Origin of the sequence: Allobrachymonas chironomi DSM 19884, from assembly GCF_000374625.1 — a bacterium.
GTDB lineage: Bacteria > Pseudomonadota > Gammaproteobacteria > Burkholderiales > Burkholderiaceae_C > Brachymonas > Brachymonas chironomi.
In genome coordinates this window covers 250,997-271,654 of sequence record NZ_KB894765.1, presented here as the reverse complement: position 1 = coordinate 271,654, position 20,658 = coordinate 250,997, and the positions used below count along the sequence as shown (strand labels likewise).

The window sequence follows — 20,658 nt, the reverse complement described above, 5'->3', positions numbered from 1 at the left end:
GGTAAGAAATGGTGACTTTTCATACTGTTACAAGTTTTGCCCTGATATTGCCAATCTGACGCGGGCCGGTCTATTTTTCCTCCTTGGTGACGGTAACCTAGGGGCATCTCTCGTGGCAACTGCCTGCTTGACTGGAAAGTGTGCAGTTTCAGGAATAATGAATGAAGAAGTTAGGTTTTTTTGATTCGGCCCGCACAAGTCCCCAGCGCCTGCTGCCCTTGCTGTCGTTGGGCCTGTTCTTGACCGGCACCTCCGGCATGGCAATGGCGCAAACCAGCTGTCCGGTATCGCCTGCAGAAGTTGGCGTCCCGTTTCCAGGCCAGTCCGCCCAGGATCTGCGTGAAAGCGTCAGCATGCAGCAGCAATGCATGAATGGTGCCAAGCCGCGCCGCCTGAGCAAGAAGGAGTTGCAGGAACTGCGCCGCGCCGTACGCGAGCATTCCCGCACCATCCATATCAACGGCAAGAGCCGCCGCTGATCCCCGTTTTCCCTCCACCAGACAGGAGACCGCATGACATTCCGACCCGTACCCCTGCTGCGTGCCACCGTGCTGGCCGCTGCCTTCGGCTGGCTTGCCAGCACTGCAGCCATGGCGCAGAATACCCCGATGATGTCCTACCAACCTTCCAATGTGGCGCAGCTGTCGGCTGAAGGCAGCGTGGATGTCCAGCAGGACATGTTGCGCATCACCCTGTCCACCAGCCGCCAGGGCAAGGATGCCCAGACCGTGCAGAACCAGCTCAAGCAGGCGCTGGATGCCGCCCTGCAGGTGGCGCGCGGCCAGCAGCAGGAGGGCGCGATGGAGGTGCAGACCGGCAACTTCAGCCTCTACCCGAGCCGTGACCAGAATGGCCGCATCACGCAGTGGCAGGGCAGTACCGAACTGATTCTGAGCGGCAAGGATATCGACCGCGTCAGCCGCACCGCAGACCGCATCACGACCCTGACGATTGCCGATGTCGGCTTCGATATCAGCAAGGAATTGCGCCAGCGCACCGAAGCCCAGGCCCAGGAACGCGCCATTGCCGCCTTCCGCGACAAGGCCAACACCATCACGCGCAGCTTCGGCTTCAGCAACTACAGCCTGCGTGAAGTCTCGGTCAACGCCGAAGGCTTTTACGGCGGCGCACCCAAGATGATGACGGCACGCGCCATGAGCGCGGATGCAGCCGCCGAACTGGCCGTGCAGCCTGGCAAATCGACCGTGCGTGTCATGGTCAACGGCTCGGTGCAGATGTCGCGCTGATACCGTCGGGCCTGCAAGAACAGGACTGAGACAAACCCCGTCACGGCAACGTGACGGGTTTTTTTATGGGCGTGGTGGATCGCCGGTTTACAGCTCTTCCACGCGGCGCGGCGGGTAGCTGTCCCAACTCTGGCAGCCGGGGCAATGCCAGTAGTGCTGCTGGGCTTCAAAGCCGCAGGCAGCACAACGGTAGCGACCCAGTGGGCGGATCGCCTTGTCGAGAGCGCGATCGACCACATCGCGGTGCGGATCCTGCTGCAGCTTTTCCAGATCCAGCCAGCGCGAGGCTGCGATCAGCGAGGGGCTTTGCTCCAGGTGCCCCAGATAGCGCCCCGCCGTGGAGGCGGCCGGATCGAGGTGCAGGTCCAGCCGTGCCAGGGCCTCCACCAGATCGATCGAAGGCGACTGCTGTTGCATGCGCTCCAGCAGCGCGTGGGCTTCCAGTGTGCGACCGGTTTCGAGCGCGGCCTGGGTAAAGGGGGCGGCCAGCAGCGGTGCGAAGGCGGGGATGTCGCGCATCGCCTGTTGCAGCAGTTCGAAGGCCTTGGCGTGTTCGCCGACCGCCTGCAGCAGCCGGGCCTGTTCCAGGCGCGGGCGGGCTGCCTGTGGCGCGATCTGCATGGCCTGCAGCAGCAGCTCCTGTGCCTGTTCCGGCTGCCCCTGCTTATGTGCCTCCAGGGCGCGTTCACACAGGTAGTGGGCTCGCTGGCGGGTCAGATCCTGCTGGCCAGTGGACTCCAGGGCGCGGGCGGCTTCGCCAGCGGGCACCCAGTCACGCGAACGCTCGTAAATGCCCAGCAGCGCCAGCTGTGCCCGCGCTTCATAGGTGCTGCCCTTGAGGGCGCGCAGCGCCTCTTCGGCGTGATCCAGCAGGCCGGCTTTCAGAAAATCCTGCGCCAGTGCGTGTTGCGCACGGTCGCGATCGGCAATGGACAGGTCGGTGCGCGACAGCAGGTGGCGGTGCACCCGCACGGCGCGCTCGTATTCGCCGCGGCGGCGGAACAGGTTGCCCAGCGCGAAGTGCAGCTCGGAGGTGTCAGGGTCCTTCTGCACCGCCTCGATGAAGGCGTCGATGGCTTCGTCCTGCTGCTCGTTGAGCAGATAGTTCAGCCCCATGAAATAGGCCTTGGGGGCGCTGCGGTTGGCGGTGCGCAGCTGGCGCAGGTCCAGCCGCGAGGCCATCCAGCCCAGGCCGAACACCACGGGCAGGGCCAGCAGCAGCCAGATGAAAGAATCGTTTTCCATGCGAAATCCGGAAAGGGGACGGACTTATTGGCCGTCGGTAATGGGCAGGGAGGGATCAGTCATGTGACGCTGCTGATCCGGATCGGGGTGGCGCGTGGCGGGCACCGCCACAGGCGCGATTCCGGCTGCTGCTGCAGCCTGTTGTGCCTGCAGGGCTTCCAGCTGCTGGCGTACCTGCTGCGCCTGGCGGCGGTGCTGCCACCAGCGCGGCAGCATCACCAGAATGCCAAGCACGATGCCGAGGGCAAAGCTGGCCAGCACCACCACGATCATCGGCAGCGTGATCGCGTAATCGAACAGGAAATTCAGTGTGGCGTTCTGGCGGTTGTTCAGGGCAAAGCCGAACAGCAGGACAAAGATGACTGCCTTGAGCAGCCCGATGGCGTATTTCATCCGGAAACTCCCGTCGGATGCACTTCACGGCACCGCATCAGGCGGCAACCGGCATCCGGATCTTGCAGGCCATTGTATGCGGGGAATGCCTGCTTGCGGCTGCCGGCAATCAGGCCTGTGCGCTGTCGTCGGGTTGCTGGTCCACGGCTTCGCGCAGGGCCTTGCCCGGCTTGAAGTGCGGTACGCGCTTTTCGGGGATTTCCACGCTCTCGCCGGTGCGCGGGTTGCGGCCGGTGCGCGCCGGACGGTGGTTGACGGTAAAGCTGCCAAAACCACGCACTTCGATGCGGTGACCGCGGGCCAGGGCATCGGCCATGCTGTCGAGCACGGTCTTGACGGCCATTTCGGCGTCGCGGTGGGTGAGCTGGCTGAAGCGGGCCGCCAATTCGTCAACGAGGTCGGAGCGTGTCATGGAAATGGGAAAGGTCAAAGACTTGCACAACCGTGCATGCAGGGCAGGGCGGTTGTGCAAGCCCTCGGGAAACAGAAAGATCTGCGGGGAGAGGGCCTGGCTGGTAGCCAGCTGGCCGACCCGGCAAGCCGGATCGGCACCACGGCAGCATGCTGCCGTGGCATCGTCGCGGGACGATCAGTTGTTGCTGTTGTCCAGCTTGGCGCGCAGCAGGGCACCCAGGCTGGTGGTGCCGGCGTGGTCGCGGGCAGAAGCCTGGTTCAGGTCGCTCATGGCCTGTTGCTGGTCTGCCGAATCCTTGGCCTTGATGGACAGGGACACGCCACGGTTCTTGCGGTCGATATTGGTGATCACGGCGGTCACTTCGTCGCCCACCTTCAGCACCTGGCTGGCGTCTTCCACGCGGTCCTGGCTGATTTCGCTGGCACGCAGGTAGCCGATCACGTCTTCGCCCAGGTCGATTTCGGCGCCCTTGGCATCGACAGACTTGACGGTACCGGTCACGGACTGGCCCTTGTCATTCACGGACACGAAGGTCGTGAACGGGTCGGAATCCAGCTGCTTGATGCCCAGGGAGATGCGCTCGCGCTCGACGTCCACGCCCAGCACCACGGCTTCCACGTCCTGGCCCTTCTTGTAGTTGCGCACGGCAGCTTCGCCGGGCTCGTTCCAGGACAGGTCGGACAGGTGCACCAGGCCGTCGATACCGGAGGCCAGGCCCACGAAGATGCCGAAGTCGGTGATGGACTTGATCGGGCCGGAAACCTTGTCGCCACGCTTGGTGTTGGCGGCAAAATCCTGCCACGGGTTGGCCTTGCACTGCTTCATGCCCAGGCTGATGCGACGCTTGTCTTCGTCGATGTCCAGCACCATGATCTCGACTTCGTCGCCCATGGACACGATCTTGTTGGGAGCAGCGTTCTTGTTGGTCCAGTCCATTTCGGACACGTGCACCAGACCTTCAATGCCGGGCTCCAGCTCGACGAAGGCGCCGTAGTCGGCAATGTTGGTGACCTTGCCGAACAGGCGGGTGCCCTGCGGGTAGCGGCGGGAAACGCCCAGCCACGGGTCTTCGCCCAGCTGCTTCAGGCCCAGGGAGACGCGGTTCTTCTCGGCGTCGAACTTCAGGACCTTGGCGTCCAGTTCCTGGCCAGCCTGCACCACCTCGGAGGGGTGACGCACACGGCGCCATGCCATGTCGGTGATGTGCAGCAGGCCGTCGATACCGCCCAGGTCCACGAACGCACCGTATTCGGTGATGTTCTTGACCACGCCGTGCACGATGGCGCCTTCCTTCAGGGTTTCCAGCAGCTTGGCGCGCTCTTCGCCCATGCTGGCTTCCAGCACGGCGCGACGGCTCAGCACCACGTTGTTGCGCTTGCGGTCCAGCTTGATGACCTTGAATTCCAGGGTCTTGTTTTCGTAGGGGGTCAGGTCCTTGGTCGGACGGGTGTCCACCAGGGAACCGGGCAGGAAAGCGCGGATGCCGTTGACCAGCACGGTCAGGCCACCCTTGACCTTGCCGCTGGTGGTACCGGTGACGAAATCGCCGGATTCCAGGGCCTTTTCCAGTTGCAGCCAGGAGGCCAGGCGCTTGGCGGTGTCGCGGGACAGGATGGTCTCGCCAAAGCCGTTTTCGGCGCTGGTGATGGCCACGGAGACGAAATCACCGGCTTGCACCTCGATTTCGCCCTGGTCGTTCTTGAACTCTTCGATCGGCACATAGGCTTCGGACTTGAGGCCTGCGTTCACCACCACGTGGTTGTGTTCGACGCGGACCACCTCGGCGGTGATGACTTCACCGGAGCGCATTTCGGCGCGCTTGAGGGATTCTTCAAAGAGTTCGGCAAAAGATTCAGACATGAATGTTCCTAGTCTGCTGGCGGGAACGCGGATCGCACCATTGCGGTCCACCTGTCGCCGGCAGGGGGTTGTTGCGATGCGGGCATCGCGGGGTTGAAGGTGATACACAGCCGCTGCCCGGGCAGCGGAGCGACAACAGTCCTCCTGAATGCAGCAGGGCTGCCTGATGGCAGCCCTGTGGCCAGAAAGAGACAGCGGAGCTTAGTCCGCGCTTTCTGCCAGCGTTCCGAAAGGCTGTTTGCCTTGCCACCATGCCAACACCTGATTCACGGACGTAGGAATATCCATGTCGGAGTTGTCGAGCAGCAGGGCATCTTCGGCCGGTTTCAGAGGCGCGGCGGCACGGGAGCGGTCCCGTTCGTCACGTGCTTCCAGGTCAGCGCGAAGGTCGTCTATTTTAGCGTCGATTCCCTTGGAAATCAATTGCTTATGGCGGCGTTCGGCACGTTTTTCGGCGCTGGCGGTCAAAAACACCTTGAGCGGGGCGTCCGGGAAGATCACCGTGCCCATGTCGCGACCGTCCGCCACCAGTCCGGGCAGGCGGCGAAAGCCGTGTTGCAGGCCCACCAGCGCCTGCCGTACCGAGGGCAGGCCCGAGACGGCAGAGGCGTCCATGCCACCCTGTTCGGTGCGGATCTGGTCGCCTATGTCTTCGCCGTCGAGCAGGCAGCTGTCTTCGCCGAAGCAGATGTCCAGCCGCGAGGCCAGCTCGGCAATGGCGGTTTCGTTGGCCTGTATGTTGGCATCGAGCAGGCCGGCACGGCGCGCGGCCAGGCCGACGATGCGGTACAGCGAGCCGGAATCGAGCAGGCCATAGCCCAGGCGGGCCGCCACGGCGGCCGACAAGGTGCCCTTGCCGCTGGCGCTGGGGCCGTCGATGCACAGCACCGGAATGGTGGTGCTGTCGGCCTGGCAGACCGAGAACAAGACGCTGAAGTAGTCGGGGAAGGTCTTGCCGACGCAGGCGGGGTCTTCGATGCGCACCGGCAGTCCGGCCGGGTTGAAGGCGGCCAGCGAGCCGCACATGGCCATGCGGTGGTCGTCATAGGTGTGCAGGCTGGCGCTGCGCCAGCCATCGGCTGCAGGCGGGGTCACGCGGATGAAGTCCTGGCCTTCCTCGACCGTGGCTCCCAGCTTGCGCAGCTCGGTCGCCATGGCGGCGATGCGATCGGTTTCCTTGACGCGCCAGCTGGCGATATTGCGCAGCGTGGTGGTGCCATCGGCGTACAGCGCCATCATGGCCAGCGTCATGGCGGCATCGGGAATGTGGTTGCAGTCCAGGTCGATGGCCTGCAGGGGCCAGCGGCCACGCTGCACGCTGATGCTGTCCGGCGTGCTGCGGATAGCGGCCCCCATGGCACGGGCCGCCTCGATGAAGCGGATATCGCCCTGGATCGAGTCGGCGCCCACACCTTCGATGGTGACGGCCTGGTCCTGCGCCGGGTCGGCGGCGATCGCGCCCAGCGCAATGAAGTAGCTGGCCGACGAGGCATCGGCCTCGACGTGCAGTTCGCCGGGCGAGTGGTAGGCGGCGTTGGCCGGCACGGTAAAGGTCTGCCAGCCGGTTTCGGTATCGCGCTCGACCTGCACGCCATAGCGGCGCATCAGGTTCAGCGTGATCTCGATATAGGGTCTGGAAATCAGCTCGCCCTGGATGCGGAAGGTGGTGGCGTGCTGTGCCAGCGGGGCCGCCATCAGCAGTGCGGTCAGGAACTGGCTGGACACATCGCCACGCACGCGGATTTCCACCGGCTGGCGTGCCTGCGACTGGCGCGCTCCGATGCGCAGCGGCGGATAGCCGGGATTGCCGAGATAACGTACATCGCAGTCCAGTTGCAGCAGGCCGTCCACCAGGTCACCGATCGGGCGCTCGTACATGCGCGGGATGCCGGTCATCTCGAAGTGGCCGTCCAGCATGGCCAGTGCGGCGGTGAGCGGACGCATGGCGGTGCCGGCATTGCCGAGGAACAGGGGCAGCGGGGCATCGGCCTGGCGCGCACTGTCTGGCAGCCGGCCGCCATTGCCGGTGATGCGCGCGGTCGTGCCCTTGCGCTCCACCTGGCAGCCCAGTTGCTGCAGGGCGGCCAGCATCACGCGTGTATCGTCGGAATCCAGCAGGCCGTGCAACACGGTGGTGCCGGCGCACAGGCCTGACAACAGCAGCACGCGGTTGCTGATGCTCTTGGAGCCGGGCAGGCGAACCGTGCCATGCGCAGCGGTCAGGGGGGGGAGATCCAGGAAAGGGGGCTTGCTCATCAGGTTCAGGGCAGGGAATTGTTGTCCATGGTGCTCATGCGCCACTGGCTGCGGGCATTACTGGCCTCGGTGATCAGGGCCAGCAGGGTATCGGCATCGTTGTCGGCGATGGCCTTGGCAAAAGTCTGCAGCGAGGCGATCAGGGCATCGGTCTGGTGCAGCATTTCCTCGCGGTTGCAGAGGAAGATGTCGCGCCAGATGGCCGGATTGCTGGCGGCAATGCGGGTGAAGTCGCGGAAGCCGGAACCGGCCAGCGCCAGCGTGTCGGCGGCATCATCCTGGTGCAGGATGCTGTGCATCAGCGCATAGGCGGTCATGTGTGGCAGGTGGCTGACGGCGGCAAAAGTGGCATCGTGCGCTTGCGGGTCCATGGTGATGACGCGGCAGCCCAGCGCTTCCCACAGGCTGGTCGCCTGCTGCAGCGGCCCGATGCGGGTGCTGCGCGCCGGCGTCAGGATCACCTGGCGACCACGGTACAGGTCCGGATCGGCGTGCAGGATGCCAGCCACTTCCTTGCCGGCAATCGGATGGGCCGGTACGAACTGGCCGACATGCGGGCCGAGCGCCTCCTGGGCCGCGGCTATCACGTTCTGCTTGGTCGAGCCGACATCCATGATGATGGCATCGGGACGCAGCCAGGGGGCCAGCTCTTGCAGCACCTGCCTGGTCACGGCAACCGGGACGGCCAGCACGACAAAATCGGCGCGACGCACGGCATCCGCCACCGTCGCGGCAGCGGCATCGATCACGCCGCGGTCTATGGCCACGCGCAAGTCATCGGCGTTCGGGCTGTAGCCTACTACCTGTTGCACCAGGCGTGCGCGGCGCATTGCCAGGGCGAGCGAGCCGCCCATCATGCCGCATCCAATCAGGGCCATGCGCAGGAACATGGGTGCTCCTCCCTCAGCCGTTGATGGCGTAAGAGCCCAGCACCTTGTAATAGGCGCAGATCGGGCGCAGGTCGGCCAGCGCCGCTGCCATGGCGGGATCGCTGATATGGCCCTGCAGGTCGATATAGAAGAAGTATTCCCACTGCTGGCCGCTGCGCGCCGGGCGCGATTCGAAGCGCGACATGGACACGCCGTGGCGCTTCAGCGGCTCCAGCAGCTCGTAGACGGCACCGGGCCGGTTGACCACCGACACCACCAGGCTGGTGCAGTCCTGACCGGAAGATTCCGGGATGGCCAGTGTTTCCGGCAGGCAGATGACGGCAAAGCGGGTGCGGTTGTAGGCATCGTCCTGGATCGAGGGCGAGACCACGTGCAGGCCGAACTGGCTGGCGGCGCGCAGGCTGGCAATGGCGGCCCATTTGGGGTTGCCGGCAGCGATGCGGGCGCCTTCGGCATTGCTGTCGGCGGCGTGGCGCTCGGCATGCGGCAGGTGGGCGTTGAGCCAGTTCTGGCACTGGGCCAGTGCCTGCGGGTGGGCATACACGGCCTCGATATCGTCCAGGCGGTTGTCCTTGCGCAGCAGGTTGTGGCGTACCAGCAGGCTGGTTTCGCCAATGATGTGCAGCGGCGAGGTCAGGAACAGGTCCAGCGTGCGCGTTACCACGCCTTCGGTGGAGTTCTCGACCGGCACCACGCCAAAGGCAGCGCGGCCGCCGGCGGTCGCCTGGAACACCTCGTCCATGCTGGTGCAGGGGATGTGCTCGATGCTGACGCCGAAGAAGGCTTCGGCGGCCTGTTCGCTGAAAGTGCCGGCCGGGCCCAGGTAGGCAACGCGCTGTGGGGCCTCCAGGGCGCGGCAGGCGGACATGATCTCGCGCCAGATATTGGCGATGCTGGCGTCCTTGAGCGGACCCAGGTTGTCCTGCTGCAAGGTGTGGATGACCTGCGCCTCGCGCTCGGGGCGGAACACCTGCGAGCCTTCCAGGCGCTTGATGTCGCCCACTTCGTTGGCCAGCGCAGCGCGCTCGTTGAGCAGCTTCAGCAGTTGTTGGTCTACCGCGTCGATGGCGACGCGCAAGTCGGCAATGGTCCGGGTCATGGCAGGGTCAGGAAAACGGTCAGGGGGAAATCAGGCCTGCTCGGCCTCGAAATCGCGCAGGTAGTCGACCAGCGCCTGCACGCCAGCCAGCGGCATGGCGTTGTAGATGCTGGCACGCATGCCGCCGACGGACTTGTGGCCCTTGAGCTGCAGCAGGCCGCGTTCGCGCGCGCCTTCCAGAAAGGCCGCATTGCGGCTTTCATCGGCCAGGAAGAAGGGAACGTTCATGCGCGAACGCACGGCCGGATCGACGTCGTTGCGGTAGAACGCCGACTGGTCGATGAAGTGGTACAGCAACTCGGCCTTGGCGATATTTTGCGCCTCCATCGCCGCCACGCCGCCCCGGGCCTTGATCCATTGGAAGATCAGGCCGGCCATGTAGATGGCGTAGGTGGGAGGGGTGTTGTACATGGAATTGTTCTTCGCCACGATCTCGTAGTTGAAGGCACTCGGGCAGGCCGGTAGCGCCTGGCCCAGCAGGTCTTCACGCACCACGACCAGCGTCAGGCCGGCCGGGCCGATGTTCTTCTGGGCACCGCCAAAGGCGAGGCCGACGCGGCTCCAGTCGATCGGGCGCGACAGCACGTGCGAGGAAAAATCGATTACCAGCGGGATGTCGCAGCCCAGTGCGGCGAGATCGGGCAGGGTGTGGAATTCCACCCCGTGGATGGTCTCGTTGCTGCAGATGTGCAGGTAGCGGTTGCGGCCATCGATGTGCCAGCCGGCCGGATCGGGAATGCCGGTATAGCCATCGCACGTGGCGACCAGCTGGGCCTGGCAATACTTGCCGGCCTCGGCCAGGCTTTTCTGGCTCCAGCTGCCGGTGACGACAAAGCCGGCGGCTTCGCCACGGCTCAGGTTGAGCGGCACGATGGCGTTTTCGGCCAGCGCGCCACCCTGCATGAACAGGATGCGGAAATGCTCCGGAATTGCCAGCAGCTCGCGCAGGTCGGCCAGCGCCTGCTCGAGGATCAGCCCGAAGGCCTCGCTGCGATGGCTCATCTCCATCACGCCCATGCCGCTGCGTCGCCCGTCTGGAAAGGGCCAGTCCAGCATCTCATCCGCCGCGCGTTGCAGCACGGCAGCAGGCATGGTGGCCGGGCCGGCCGAGAAGTTGTAGGGGCGTTGCAGGGCGTCGGTCATGATGGAGACGGGACTTACTTGTTGCTGTTGATGATCTGGTTGGCGCGGGCGTCAAAGGCCTTGATGCGGGTTTCCACATCCTTGCGCGTGGCTTCCACCAGTTTCTGCGCCAGCATGTTGGCCATTTGCGGGTTGGCAGCGTAGTACTTCTTGATCACGGGCGATTCCATGAAGGCTACCAGCTGGCGCAGTTCGTCCGTCGTGAAGCGTTCGGCATAGGCCGGCACCAGCACATCCAGGCTGATACGCTCGTTGCGGCTCTTGATCAGGCGCACATTGTCCTGGTTGAACTTCTTCAGCTCGGCATCCAGTTGGTCGGCCGCCGTACGCTGCTTGGAACGCGGCAGCTGGTCCAGCTTGGGCAGCCAGGTGGAGACCACGGTCTGGCTGGCAGAACTGGCCAGTTGCGCGATCAGCGCATCCATGTCGCTGGCCTTTTGCAGGTTCACGATACGGGTGGCCAGTTCCTTGCGCGCAGCGGCATCGGATTGGGCCTGGGCGGGGGCTGCAGCCAGGCCGATGGACAGGGCGATGGCAGCAATAACGGGGGAGGCAAGGCGCATGGTCATTTGGGTACTACCTGAAAACGGGAAAAAAATCTGACTGTACCGCCCGGGCAGGCGGTACGGTTCAGGCATTGTGCATCACTCGGCTGCGGGCGTGGCATCGTCTCCTGCGACTTCGGCATCCGGCGCATCGTCGCTGGCATCGTTCTCGACGATGCGCTGCAGGCCGATCAGCTGGGCGCCGTCATCCAGCGCGATCAGTGTCACGCCCTGGGTGGCACGACCCATTTCGCGGATTTCGGCGACGCGGGTGCGCACCAGGACGCCGCGATCGGTAATCAGCATGATCTCGTCGTCCTCGCGCACCAGCGTGGCGGCCACGACCTTGCCGTTGCGTTCGCTCTGCTGGATCGCGATCATGCCCTTGGTGCCACGGCCATGGCGCGTGTACTCGGCAATATTGGTGCGCTTGCCAAAGCCGTTCTCGGTGGCAGTCAGCACGCTTTGCGATTCGTCACCGGCCACCAGCAGGGAAATCACCTGCTGGCCGTCTTCCAGCTGCATGCCGCGCACGCCGCGCGCCTGGCGGCCCATCGGGCGCACATCGTTCTCGTCGAAGCGCACCGCCTTGCCGCCATCACTGAACAGCATCACGTCATGGGCGCCATCGGTCAGGGCGGCACCGATCAGGTAGTCGCCTTCGTCCAGGCCAACGGCAATGATGCCGGCCTTGCGCGGATTGCTGAATTCGTCCAGGGCAGTCTTCTTGACCGTGCCCTGGGCGGTGGCCATGAAGACATAGTGGTCCGCCGGGAAGGTGCGCATCTCGCCGGTCAGCGGCAGCACCACGGTGATCTTCTCGCCGTCTTCCAGCGGGAACATGTTGACGATCGGGCGGCCACGCGAACCACGGCTGCCGGTCGGTACTTCCCAGACCTTGAGCCAGTAGAGGCGGCCACGGTTGCTGAAGCACAGCAGGTAGTCATGCGTGTTGGCAATGAACAGCTGCTCGATCCAGTCATCGTCCTTGGTGGTGGTGGCCTGCTTGCCGCGGCCACCCCGCTTCTGCGAGCGATACTCGGACAGCGGCTGGCTCTTGACATAGCCGGTATGCGACAGCGTCACCACCATGTCGGTTGGCGTGATCAGGTCTTCCGTGCCCAGTTCCAGCGCGTTGTGCTCGATCTCGCTGCGGCGTGCGCCCAGCTTGGTCTGACCGAATTCGCTCTTGAGGGCGTTCAGTTCCTCGCCGATGATGCTGGACACGCGGTCCGGGCGCGCCAGGATGTCCAGCAGGTCCTCGATCTCGGCCATCACGTCCTTGTATTCGGCCACGATCTTGTCCTGCTCCAGGCCGGTCAGGCGCTGCAGGCGCATCTGCAGGATTTCCTGCGCCTGCACATCGCTCAGGCGATACAGGCCGTCCTGGCCCAGACCGTACTGGCGGCCCAGTCCCTCGGGGCGATAGTCGTCGGCATTCACCACGCTGCCGTCCTCGCGCGCACGCGTCAGCATCTCGCGCACCAAGCTGCTGTCCCAGCTGCGTGCCATCAGTTCTGCCTTGGCCACTGGCGGGGTCGGGGACTCGCGGATGATGCGGATGAACTCGTCGATATTGGCCAGTGCCACCGCCAGGCCTTCCAGCACGTGGCCGCGGTCGCGGGCCTTGCGCAGATTGAAGATGGTCCTGCGCGTCACCACCTCGCGGCGGTGTTGCAGGAACACGCTGATCAGGTCCTTGATATTGCACAGGCGCGGCTGGCCGTCTATCAGCGCCACCATGTTGATGCCGAAGGTATCCTGCAGCTGGGTGTGCTTGTACAGGTTGTTCAGCACCACCTCGGGCAGCTCGCCACGCTTGAGCTCGATCACCAGGCGCATGCCCGACTTGTCGGATTCGTCCTGGATATGGCTGATGCCCTCGATGCGCTTTTCGTGCACCAGTTCGGCAATGCGCTCCTGCAGCGTCTTCTTGTTGACCTGGTAGGGCAGCTCGTCGACGATGATGGCCTGGCGCTGGCCGCGGTCAATGTCCTCGAAGTGCACCCTGGCGCGCATCACCACGCGGCCACGCCCGGTGCGATAGCCTTCGCGTACGCCGGAGATGCCGTAGATGATGCCGCCGGTAGGAAAGTCCGGTGCCGGGATGATCTCGATCAGGTCATCGATGCTGGCATCGGGATGCGTCAGCAGGTGCAGGCAGGCATCCACCACCTCGTTCAGGTTGTGTGGCGGGATGTTGGTGGCCATGCCCACGGCAATACCGGAAGAGCCGTTCACCAGCAGGCTGGGCAGGCGCGTCGGCAGTACCAGCGGTTCCTGCTCGCTGCCGTCATAGTTGGGGCCGAAGTCCACCGTTTCCTTGTCGATGTCGGCCAGCATCTCGTGCGCGATCTTCGACAGGCGGATTTCGGTGTAACGCATGGCGGCAGCGCTGTCGCCGTCGACCGAACCGAAGTTGCCCTGGCCGTCCACCAGCATGTGGCGCATGCTGAAGTCCTGTGCCAGACGCACGATGGTGTCATACACCGCGATATCGCCGTGCGGGTGGTACTTACCGATCACGTCACCGACGATACGCGCCGACTTCTTGTAGGGGCGGTTCCAGTCATTGTTGAGCACGTGCATGGCGTACAGCACACGGCGGTGCACGGGCTTGAGGCCGTCACGGGCATCGGGCAGGGCACGGCCTACAATCACGCTCATGGCGTAATCGAGGTAGCTGCGGCGCATCTCTTCTTCTAGACTGATGGGCAGCGTTTCTTTGGCAAATTCTGTCATGCTGGAGGGGACTCTTCCTGTATATGGATAGCCTCCATTCTACCGGTACACGCAAGGCCCCCTGTCAGGTGGTCGTCCGGCCGGTCGTGTGGCAAGCGCGCAACAAAGGGCGAGATTTCCCCCTGGCAGACGTGCAGAGGCCTTGTGGAGCGGTTAAAGTGAATGCGTGCTGTGGCACAATCGGTTCGACGGGTTACGCTCAAGGGCATCCGAAACTCGCATAATCGTGCAGCTCCTGCTGTGGTATTAAATCAAGAGGATAAACATGAAGAAACTGAATAAAGTGGCTGTGTTGTTCGCAACTGTCGCTATGGCAGGCAGTGCTATGGCTGCATCCACCACCCTGAAGGGTGACAACTGGGTTAACAACCACGGTAACCTGGTGTGGATGAACGGCACGAACGAACTGTGCTGGCAAGATAACTACTGGACTCCGGCTACCGCTGCCACCCCGGCTTGCGGCCTGCCCGTTGCCCAGGCAGCTCCGGCTACCGCTGCTCCGGTTGCCAGCAAGGTGACCTACGCTGCTGACGCCTTCTTCGACTTCGACAAGTCCGTGCTGAAGCCGGCTGGCCGCGCTACCCTGGACGACCTGGTCAGCAAGATCCAGGGCCTGAACCTGGAAGCCGTGATCAGCACCGGTCACACCGACTCCATCGGCTCTGACTCTTACAACCAGGCTCTGTCTGTTCGCCGCGCCAACGCCGTGAAGAACTACCTGGTGTCCAAGGGCATCCCCGCTGAGCGCATCTACGTGGAAGGCAAGGGCGAAAGCCAGCCGGTCGCTACCAACGCTACCCGCGAAGGCCGCGCCCAGAACCGTCGCGTGGAAATCGAAGTGGTTGGCACCCGCTAATCCTTCTGCTCACGCAGACCCAAAAAGCCCCGCCCTGCGGGGCTTTTTGTCGTCTGGACGGTGGATGCGCACAGTCCGGTTTTTGAGGCACAATCAGCCTATGGAAAATACCAATACCCAGCAATCCGTGCCGGCGGAGAACGTCGATCCGGCGGAAGTGGCCAAGTTTTCTGATCTGGCACACCAGTGGTGGGATGACACTGGCGTGCTGCGTACGCTGCATGCCATCAACCCGCTGCGCCTGGGCTGGATCCAGGAAGTGGCCGGCAACCTGCGTGACCGCCAGGTGCTGGATGTAGGCTGTGGCGGCGGTATCCTGTCCGAAGCCATGGCGCAGGCGGGTGCCCAGGTCACGGGCATCGATCTGGCCGAAGAATCGTTGCGCGTGGCCCAGTTGCATGCGCTGGAAGCCGGTGTCAACAACGTGCGCTACCAGAAGGTGAGCGTGGAGCAGTTTGCTGCCGGGCACCCCGGCGAATTTGATGTCGTGACTTGCATGGAGATGCTGGAACACGTGCCTGATCCGGCCTCGGTGGTACGCGCCTGCGCACAGGCCGTCAAGCCGGGTGGCTGGGTACTGCTGTCCACCATCAACCGCAATCCCAAATCCTTCCTGTTTGCGATTCTGGGCGCGGAATACCTGTTGAATCTGGTGCCTCGTGGCACCCATGAATACGCCAAGATGATCACCCCGGCCGAGCTGATGCGCCAGTGCCGCGAATCCGGTCTGGCGATCGATTCCACCCGCGGCCTGCATTACAACCCGCTGACGCAGCGCTACTGGCTGGATGCGAATGTGGATGTCAACTATATGGTGGCCTGCCGCAAGCCGGCCTGAACGGGTTTTCTCATGGCATTTTCGAATATCCAGGCCGTGCTGTTCGATCTGGACGGCACCCTGATTGATAGCGCCCCGGATCTGGGCGCAGCGGTGGATCGCATGCGTGTGGCGCGTGGCCTGCCTTCGCTGCCGCTGGAGCATTACCGCCCCATGGCCGGAGCCGGTGCACGCGGCATGTTGGGACTGGCGTTTGGCATGACCCCGGAGCATCCGGATTTTCCGGACTACCGCGAAGAATTCTTCCGCAATTACGAATCCAGCCTGACCGAGCTGACGCATGCCTTTGATGGGGTGCCCGAGTTGCTGCGCGCGCTGGAAGCAGCCGGCCTGCGCTGGGGTATCGTGACCAACAAGACGGAGCGCTTCACCTTGCCGCTGGCACGCACCATGCCGGTGCTGCAGGGCGCTGCCGTGGTGGTGGCGGGTGATACCACGCCGCACCCCAAGCCGCATCCCGAGCCGCTGCTGGAAGCAGCGCGCCGGCTGCAGCTGCCGCCATCGGCCTGCCTCTATGTGGGCGATGACAAGCGCGATATCGACGCCGCCCGAGCGGCCGGCATGCCGGATGTGGCGGCGCTCTGGGGCTATCTGGGCGAGCACGATGTGGCCGCCTGGGGAGCCCGCGCCGAAGCCGCGCAGCCAGCCGGAGTGCTGGCCCTGATCGGGCTGCAGTAAGGTCATGCGCTCGCCGGCCGTGCTCGCGCTGATGCTGCTGCTTCTGGCGGGTGCGGCACAGGCGCAGGATCCGTGCTTTTCCGATACCGACTGGCAGGCGCTGCAGCGCAGTACGGCTGCCGATGGCGAGGCGCGCCCGGTGCTGCTCTACGTCTGGTCGCCACGCATGGTGCTGTCGGCACAGCATGCGGCCGAGGTGCGGCAGGTGGCGGCGGGACTGGGCGTGGACTGGCTGCCTGTGCATGATGGCCGCGTACCTGCCGGCGAAATCCGTGAAGCGGTGCAGACGTTGGATGTGGCCGACCGCCAGGCGCTGGCACAAAGCCAGCCGCTGTGCGCCCGGGAGCTGATCGACGCTGATGCCTGGCGCCACTTTCCCACTGCCTGGCTGGTGCAGCAAGGCCGGGCCGATACACGCCCGCTGGTATCGGCCATGCCGCCGGTCTATTGGCGGCTGGGGCTGCAGGAGCGCCTGCTGCCCGTGACAGCCACGCAGAACCGGGAGCAGCATTCGCCATGAACGGCACCGCACGCGCATCCAGACAGCTGGCCATTGCATTGGCGCTGCTGACAGCCGGCGGCCTGGCACTGGCCGAACCGGCAGATGCCTGTATCGCGCCGAGTACCTTCATCGAACTGACTGCGGACGTAGCCGGCAGCAGCCAGGATGCGGCCGGGCAGCCGCTGGTGCCATTGGGCAGCTACGAGCGCTTCAGCCCGGATGGCCGCTTTGTGCTGCGTTCGTTTTCCGGAGCAAGACTGGGGCAGGTGAGCCTGATGGAGCTGCCGGCATTCGGCGGCACGGTGGTGCGCGCCTACACCACGCCCTTGCAGAATGAGGCTTTTCCGGTGCAGGGCAGTTGGCGCTGGCTGGTGAATGTGAACGGGGACCACTACCGCCTGCAGGATGTGCTGCGGCAGCAGGCGCAGGCCCGGCCGCTGTTTCGTGGCGGCATGACGGGTTTCTACGCGGCAGCGGCGGAGTTGCCGGGGGATCAGCCGGGACAGGTGAAGATCCGCTCCCTGAGCTGGCCGAATGCCGATGGCGAGGACAGCATGGGCGTAGGCAGCCTGTCCAGCCGTACGCTGACCGTGGATCTGGCGCAGCAGCGCATCGTGGCCGATTCCGGCCGCGTGTATCACTGCCGCGATCGGGCGCGGGAAGACGGGGCCATGTATGCCTTGCCCATGCTATCGGTGGACGGCACCGAGTTTGCCGCCATGCCGCAGAATCCGGTGCAAGGCCAGCCGACCATGCGCATTTACGGTTTCGGGGACGATGGCAAGGGTTGCGGACTACGCGATACGTTTGCCCACGCCAGTGGCAAGACGATTTTCGGTTTTCCCGGCGCAGGGCAGGGCGGTGATCTGGCCTACGAGTATCGTGGCCAGGCCTGGTGGTACAGCCGTGCGTTGCAGCAGGCCTTCAATCTGGCCACGCTGCCTGCACGTGCTGGCGAGACACTGACAGCCAGCGCCTTTCCGGGCCTGACGCGCGATGGCCGGGTGATTTATGCAAGCACGCTGCGCCAGTGCGATGCGCAGGGCCGGCACTGCCGTCAGCGCGTAGGCTATACAGTGGCGGATCCGTACCAGAGTGCCGGTGTGCAGGCCTGGCGGCAGCAGCATCCGGCCCGGGCGCACCAGCTGCCTGCCTGCATCACGCAGGAACAGGTGCGCCAGTTGCGTGCCGGTTTTGCTGCCGAACACGGCCTGCAGCCCTGAACGTAGCCGGATGCAAGAGCTGCAAGCACTTGTCCGGCAGGGCGTGACAGGGGCGGGCGAGAGGGCTATAATCAACTTCCCCTTGGGGCTGCACTGGTTTCGACACGGGTTCGGAAGCGTTGCGGGGCATGTCGAGCTTGGGTCACGCTCGTAAATCTCGATTCAAAAAAGTAACTGCAAACGACGAACGTTTCGCACTCGCTGCTTAATCCAGCGGGCCTTGCAACAGTCGGTCAATGGGCTGGGCAAGGGGTGGTTGGCGCAAGCTGACCAGTCCAGGCTGCAAGGTTAATTTACATTGACTGGCTGCGCGTCGTGTTCCTTGGCGCGTAGCGAGATTCAAGGGGACTGGCCTGTTGTGCAGCGTGCCACTGCGCGGCATGATGGGCGAGATCAAATCAGCTGGCTACGCATGTAGAACCGGACGAAGAAGGCTTGTGGACGCGGGTTCAATTCCCGCCAGCTCCACCAATACCTAAAATCCCAACCCTCATCGGTTGGGATTTTTTTTGCCCGTTCCCCCAGGGTTGGCGCCGTTTTCGGGCCTGGCCTCGCGAGCGCCGCCCCTGCGAAGGCGGCGTTTTTGCGCCCGCCGACGCCTCTCTGTTCTCCGTTTTCTCTGGTGGCCACGCGAGCGTTCTCGAGGGCATTTCCTTTGCTGGCGCGGGTTTAGAGGCGGTGGGTTGTGGTTGGCAACTCCTGTAGCGGTGGCGACCGAGTGCCGAGCAGCCACAAAAAAACCGCCCGCAGGCGGTGGCTGGCGCTGGGTGCGACGCACTCACCCGGGTGGCGCGAGCACGCGCATCTGGTCGCACCAGGCGCTGGGCCAGGGGCGGCGCATCACTTTCTCCAGCACGGCATCGGGCGAACCCACCAGCCGTTCCACGACCTCCGGGGCCAGGAGCGTCAGCCGCATGACCCGGCGCACCTGGGTCACGTCCATGCCTTCGGCCTTGGCGATCTCGGCTACTGATGCCGCCCGCTGCGCATCCAGCAGGCGTTGCCAGTGGTGCGCCAGTCCGAGCGCCCGCATCAACGCGGTGTCCTGCGCGGCCGACCGGGCTTCCCGCTCCCGGGTGGCCTCGGACAGGAATTCCTGTGGAGCGTCCAAGGGCGTGATGACCTGCTTCTTCAGCCCTCGCTTCACCAGCGTCCAGGGCACGAAGGTTTCCAGTTGCACACCGCCTGCCGGGTTCGGCAGTTGATAGGTGACCGGATCACCCTTGAACCGGCCCCTGTGCTTCTTGCTCATGCGTCCTCCTCAAAGCGCTTCACGATCTGGCGTTGCGCATCCCATTCCACCGGCAGCGGGTTGCGCTGGAACCAGATCAGGTTCATCCGGCGAGGCTGCCGCCCGGCCATCAGCAGTTCGAGGATGTCAGGCGCGAGCAGGGTCAGGCGCATCAACTCGTTGGTGACAGAGGGGTGCAATCCTTCCGCCCGGGCGATGTCCGAGCCGCTCTTCATCTCGCCGGTGTCCACAAGATGCTGCCAGTAGAAACCGCGCGCCACCCCCTCCAGCAGCGTCACATCGTGAACGTGGCGGTCGTCGGCGGCCACCCGCCGCGCACCCCGGCGGCGGAATGTCAGTGGCACGAACGTTTCCAGTGTGTCGTCCATCAGGCTTCGACCTCCACCAGCTCCGCGCCGATGCCACTTGGGGCAAACTCACCGATCAGAGCGTCCCAGCCCAGTTCCCGCCACTTCACCTTGATGCCCTGCACCTCACCGATGTGGACGAGGTCGATGCGCTCGATCATCAGGTTGGCGATGCGGTGGCGCTCGACCGGGAACAACTGATCCCACACGTCGTTGAGCCGTCCCATCGCCATCACCGTGGTGGCCTCGTCAACCTGTCCGCCGTTGCGCTGGATGTGGCGCACGACTGATGCGATTGATTCCGGGCTGGTCAGCACCGTGCGGATCTGGGCCACCACCGCTGCCTCGATCTCCGGCGCAGGCAGGCGCTCGTAGCTCTTGCCTGGTGCCCCGAACCGGCTTTCCGACTTGGACACGTAGTAGTGGTACTTGCGCCCGTTCTTGCGCGAGTAGGTCGGGTACATCCGTTCGCCCGAGGGGGCGTACAGCAGGCCGCACAGCAAGGCGTCAGTACGCGACCGGATCTTGGTTTCCACCGACCGGGCGTGCCCATCCCTCGCCAGCACCGCGTGAACCTTGTCCCAAAGCTCCTGGTCGATGATCGGCGGGGTACCAGTTCCCTTTGTGCGACAACTCCCCCAGGTAGATGCGGTTGCGCAGCAGCTTGTGCAGGTACTTCTTGTCGATGCGCGTGCCGCTGCGGGTCTGGCCCTCCTGCGTCGTCCAGGCCTTGGTCGTGATGCCGTCGGCAGTCAGATTGACGGCGATCTGGGTTGGAGAGCCAATAGTCAGCATCTCCTCGAAGATGCGCCGCACCACTGCCGCCTCGGCCTCGTTGATGACCAACAGGCGGTTGTCGTCGTCGTAACCCAGGGGCGGGACGCCGCCCATCCACATCCCCTTGCGCTTGGCGGCGGCGATCTTGTCGCGGATGCGCTCGCCGGTGACCTCACGCTCAAACTGGGCGAAGGACAGCAGGACGTTGAGCATCAGCCGGTGAGCTGCCCGAGCCCGCCCGAGATGCTGATGCGGCCTCCGCAGGCATTGCGCTCTCTGCCGTCGCCGGAACCGTTGCCGCCAACTACCAAACCTGCCACGAAAACGCCGAGCAACTGAGGGCGTTGCAG

19 protein-coding genes, 1 other RNA gene and 1 pseudogene are annotated in these 20,658 nt (G+C 64.4%); 8 read left to right on the top strand and 13 right to left on the bottom strand.

Annotated features, from left to right (window positions below):
- Positions 1–161 precede the first annotated feature (161 nt).
- Positions 162–479, top strand: coding sequence for a hypothetical protein (locus tag C513_RS0101330; RefSeq protein ID WP_018714221.1), 318 nt, complete (start codon positions 162–164; stop codon positions 477–479).
- A gap of 33 nt (positions 480–512) precedes the next feature.
- Complete coding sequence (locus C513_RS0101325; protein WP_018714220.1) at positions 513–1,247, top strand: SIMPL domain-containing protein; 735 nt, start codon at positions 513–515, stop codon at positions 1,245–1,247.
- A gap of 87 nt (positions 1,248–1,334) precedes the next feature.
- Here C513_RS0101325 and lapB read toward each other — a convergent pair whose 3' ends face one another.
- The 10 genes from lapB to gyrA form a co-directional block, all read right to left on the bottom strand.
- Complete coding sequence (lapB, locus tag C513_RS0101320; RefSeq protein ID WP_018714219.1) at positions 1,335–2,492, bottom strand: lipopolysaccharide assembly protein LapB; 1,158 nt, start codon at positions 2,490–2,492, stop codon at positions 1,335–1,337.
- A 24-nt stretch (positions 2,493–2,516) separates the two neighbouring features.
- Positions 2,517–2,885 carry a LapA family protein gene (locus C513_RS12380; protein WP_018714218.1) on the bottom strand — a complete coding sequence of 123 codons (369 nt, stop codon included), beginning with the start codon at positions 2,883–2,885 and terminating at the stop codon, positions 2,517–2,519.
- Positions 2,886–2,994: 109 nt separating this feature from the next.
- Complete coding sequence (locus tag C513_RS0101310; protein WP_281167653.1) at positions 2,995–3,339, bottom strand: integration host factor subunit beta; 345 nt, start codon at positions 3,337–3,339, stop codon at positions 2,995–2,997.
- A 135-nt stretch (positions 3,340–3,474) separates the two neighbouring features.
- Positions 3,475–5,160 (bottom strand): 30S ribosomal protein S1, encoded by a 1,686-nt coding sequence (gene rpsA / locus C513_RS0101305; protein ID WP_018714216.1) that lies wholly within the window; start codon positions 5,158–5,160, stop codon positions 3,475–3,477.
- Positions 5,161–5,361: 201 nt separating this feature from the next.
- On the bottom strand, positions 5,362–7,416 hold the full coding sequence (locus C513_RS0101300; protein ID WP_018714215.1) for a bifunctional 3-phosphoshikimate 1-carboxyvinyltransferase/cytidylate kinase: 2,055 nt from the start codon (positions 7,414–7,416) through the stop codon (positions 5,362–5,364).
- 5 nt (positions 7,417–7,421) lie between these two features.
- Entirely contained in the window at positions 7,422–8,306 is an 885-nt protein-coding gene (locus C513_RS0101295; RefSeq protein WP_018714214.1) for a prephenate dehydrogenase, read from the bottom strand.
- A 13-nt stretch (positions 8,307–8,319) separates the two neighbouring features.
- Positions 8,320–9,405: a prephenate dehydratase gene (pheA, locus tag C513_RS0101290; RefSeq protein WP_018714213.1), complete on the bottom strand. Its 1,086-nt coding sequence runs from the start codon at positions 9,403–9,405 to the stop codon at positions 8,320–8,322.
- Between the two features lie 30 nt (positions 9,406–9,435).
- Complete coding sequence (gene serC, locus C513_RS0101285; RefSeq protein ID WP_026320418.1) at positions 9,436–10,536, bottom strand: 3-phosphoserine/phosphohydroxythreonine transaminase; 1,101 nt, start codon at positions 10,534–10,536, stop codon at positions 9,436–9,438.
- Positions 10,537–10,562: 26 nt separating this feature from the next.
- Positions 10,563–11,111, bottom strand: a complete 549-nt coding sequence (locus tag C513_RS0101280; RefSeq protein WP_033394767.1) for a DUF2059 domain-containing protein — start codon at positions 11,109–11,111, stop codon at positions 10,563–10,565.
- An 81-nt stretch (positions 11,112–11,192) separates the two neighbouring features.
- Positions 11,193–13,835, bottom strand: coding sequence for a DNA gyrase subunit A (gyrA, locus tag C513_RS0101275; RefSeq protein ID WP_018714210.1), 2,643 nt, complete (start codon positions 13,833–13,835; stop codon positions 11,193–11,195).
- Between the two features lie 265 nt (positions 13,836–14,100).
- Between gyrA and ompA the strand changes: the two genes are divergently transcribed.
- From ompA to ssrA, 6 genes are all read left to right on the top strand, one after another.
- Complete coding sequence (gene ompA / locus C513_RS0101270; RefSeq protein WP_026320417.1) at positions 14,101–14,691, top strand: outer membrane protein OmpA; 591 nt, start codon at positions 14,101–14,103, stop codon at positions 14,689–14,691.
- Positions 14,692–14,791: 100 nt separating this feature from the next.
- Positions 14,792–15,529 carry a bifunctional 2-polyprenyl-6-hydroxyphenol methylase/3-demethylubiquinol 3-O-methyltransferase UbiG gene (gene ubiG, locus C513_RS0101260; protein ID WP_018714208.1) on the top strand — a complete coding sequence of 246 codons (738 nt, stop codon included), beginning with the start codon at positions 14,792–14,794 and terminating at the stop codon, positions 15,527–15,529.
- A gap of 12 nt (positions 15,530–15,541) precedes the next feature.
- Positions 15,542–16,207 carry a phosphoglycolate phosphatase gene (gph, locus tag C513_RS0101255; protein ID WP_018714207.1) on the top strand — a complete coding sequence of 222 codons (666 nt, stop codon included), beginning with the start codon at positions 15,542–15,544 and terminating at the stop codon, positions 16,205–16,207.
- A 4-nt stretch (positions 16,208–16,211) separates the two neighbouring features.
- On the top strand, positions 16,212–16,727 hold the full coding sequence (locus tag C513_RS0101250) for a hypothetical protein (RefSeq protein WP_018714206.1): 516 nt from the start codon (positions 16,212–16,214) through the stop codon (positions 16,725–16,727).
- The gene (locus tag C513_RS0101245) at positions 16,724–17,932 is read left to right on the top strand and encodes a hypothetical protein (RefSeq protein WP_018714205.1); all 1,209 of its coding nucleotides are present in this window, start codon (positions 16,724–16,726) and stop codon (positions 17,930–17,932) included. The genes C513_RS0101250 and C513_RS0101245 overlap by 4 nt, the downstream gene beginning before the upstream one ends.
- 84 nt (positions 17,933–18,016) lie before the next feature.
- Positions 18,017–18,403, top strand: a transfer-messenger RNA (tmRNA) gene (gene ssrA / locus C513_RS13800).
- A 307-nt stretch (positions 18,404–18,710) separates the two neighbouring features.
- Here the strand turns inward: ssrA and C513_RS0101235 are convergent.
- The 3 genes and pseudogenes from C513_RS0101235 to C513_RS13505 form a co-directional block, all read right to left on the bottom strand.
- On the bottom strand, positions 18,711–19,184 hold the full coding sequence (locus C513_RS0101235; protein WP_018714204.1) for a hypothetical protein: 474 nt from the start codon (positions 19,182–19,184) through the stop codon (positions 18,711–18,713).
- On the bottom strand, positions 19,181–19,552 hold the full coding sequence (locus C513_RS0101230; RefSeq protein ID WP_018714203.1) for a hypothetical protein: 372 nt from the start codon (positions 19,550–19,552) through the stop codon (positions 19,181–19,183). Before C513_RS0101230 ends, C513_RS0101235 begins: the two co-directional genes overlap by 4 nt.
- Positions 19,552–20,530, bottom strand: a pseudogene (locus C513_RS13505) (recombinase family protein); the annotation flags it as partial. The gene C513_RS0101230 and the pseudogene C513_RS13505, both read right to left, overlap by 1 nt.
- Between the last annotated feature and the right edge of the window lie 128 nt (positions 20,531–20,658).

What these genes read in the sequence shown, in the direction of transcription:
- C513_RS0101330 (WP_018714221.1), top strand. Translation starts at nt 162, where the DNA reads ATGAAGAAGTTAGGTTTTTTTGATTCGGCCCGCACAAGTCCCCAGCGC.
- C513_RS0101325 (WP_018714220.1), top strand. Translation starts at nt 513, where the DNA reads ATGACATTCCGACCCGTACCCCTGCTGCGTGCCACCGTGCTGGCCGCT.
- lapB (WP_018714219.1), bottom strand. Translation starts at nt 2,492, where the DNA reads ATGGAAAACGATTCTTTCATCTGGCTGCTGCTGGCCCTGCCCGTGGTG.
- C513_RS12380 (WP_018714218.1), bottom strand. Translation starts at nt 2,885, where the DNA reads ATGAAATACGCCATCGGGCTGCTCAAGGCAGTCATCTTTGTCCTGCTG.
- rpsA (WP_018714216.1), bottom strand. Translation starts at nt 5,160, where the DNA reads ATGTCTGAATCTTTTGCCGAACTCTTTGAAGAATCCCTCAAGCGCGCC.
- C513_RS0101300 (WP_018714215.1), bottom strand. Translation starts at nt 7,416, where the DNA reads ATGAGCAAGCCCCCTTTCCTGGATCTCCCCCCCCTGACCGCTGCGCAT.
- C513_RS0101295 (WP_018714214.1), bottom strand. Translation starts at nt 8,306, where the DNA reads ATGTTCCTGCGCATGGCCCTGATTGGATGCGGCATGATGGGCGGCTCG.
- pheA (WP_018714213.1), bottom strand. Translation starts at nt 9,405, where the DNA reads ATGACCCGGACCATTGCCGACTTGCGCGTCGCCATCGACGCGGTAGAC.
- C513_RS0101280 (WP_033394767.1), bottom strand. Translation starts at nt 11,111, where the DNA reads ATGCGCCTTGCCTCCCCCGTTATTGCTGCCATCGCCCTGTCCATCGGC.
- gyrA (WP_018714210.1), bottom strand. Translation starts at nt 13,835, where the DNA reads ATGACAGAATTTGCCAAAGAAACGCTGCCCATCAGTCTAGAAGAAGAG.
- ompA (WP_026320417.1), top strand. Translation starts at nt 14,101, where the DNA reads ATGAAGAAACTGAATAAAGTGGCTGTGTTGTTCGCAACTGTCGCTATG.
- ubiG (WP_018714208.1), top strand. Translation starts at nt 14,792, where the DNA reads ATGGAAAATACCAATACCCAGCAATCCGTGCCGGCGGAGAACGTCGAT.
- gph (WP_018714207.1), top strand. Translation starts at nt 15,542, where the DNA reads ATGGCATTTTCGAATATCCAGGCCGTGCTGTTCGATCTGGACGGCACC.
- C513_RS0101250 (WP_018714206.1), top strand. Translation starts at nt 16,212, where the DNA reads ATGCGCTCGCCGGCCGTGCTCGCGCTGATGCTGCTGCTTCTGGCGGGT.
- C513_RS0101245 (WP_018714205.1), top strand. Translation starts at nt 16,724, where the DNA reads ATGAACGGCACCGCACGCGCATCCAGACAGCTGGCCATTGCATTGGCG.
- C513_RS0101235 (WP_018714204.1), bottom strand. Translation starts at nt 19,184, where the DNA reads ATGAGCAAGAAGCACAGGGGCCGGTTCAAGGGTGATCCGGTCACCTAT.
- C513_RS0101230 (WP_018714203.1), bottom strand. Translation starts at nt 19,552, where the DNA reads ATGGACGACACACTGGAAACGTTCGTGCCACTGACATTCCGCCGCCGG.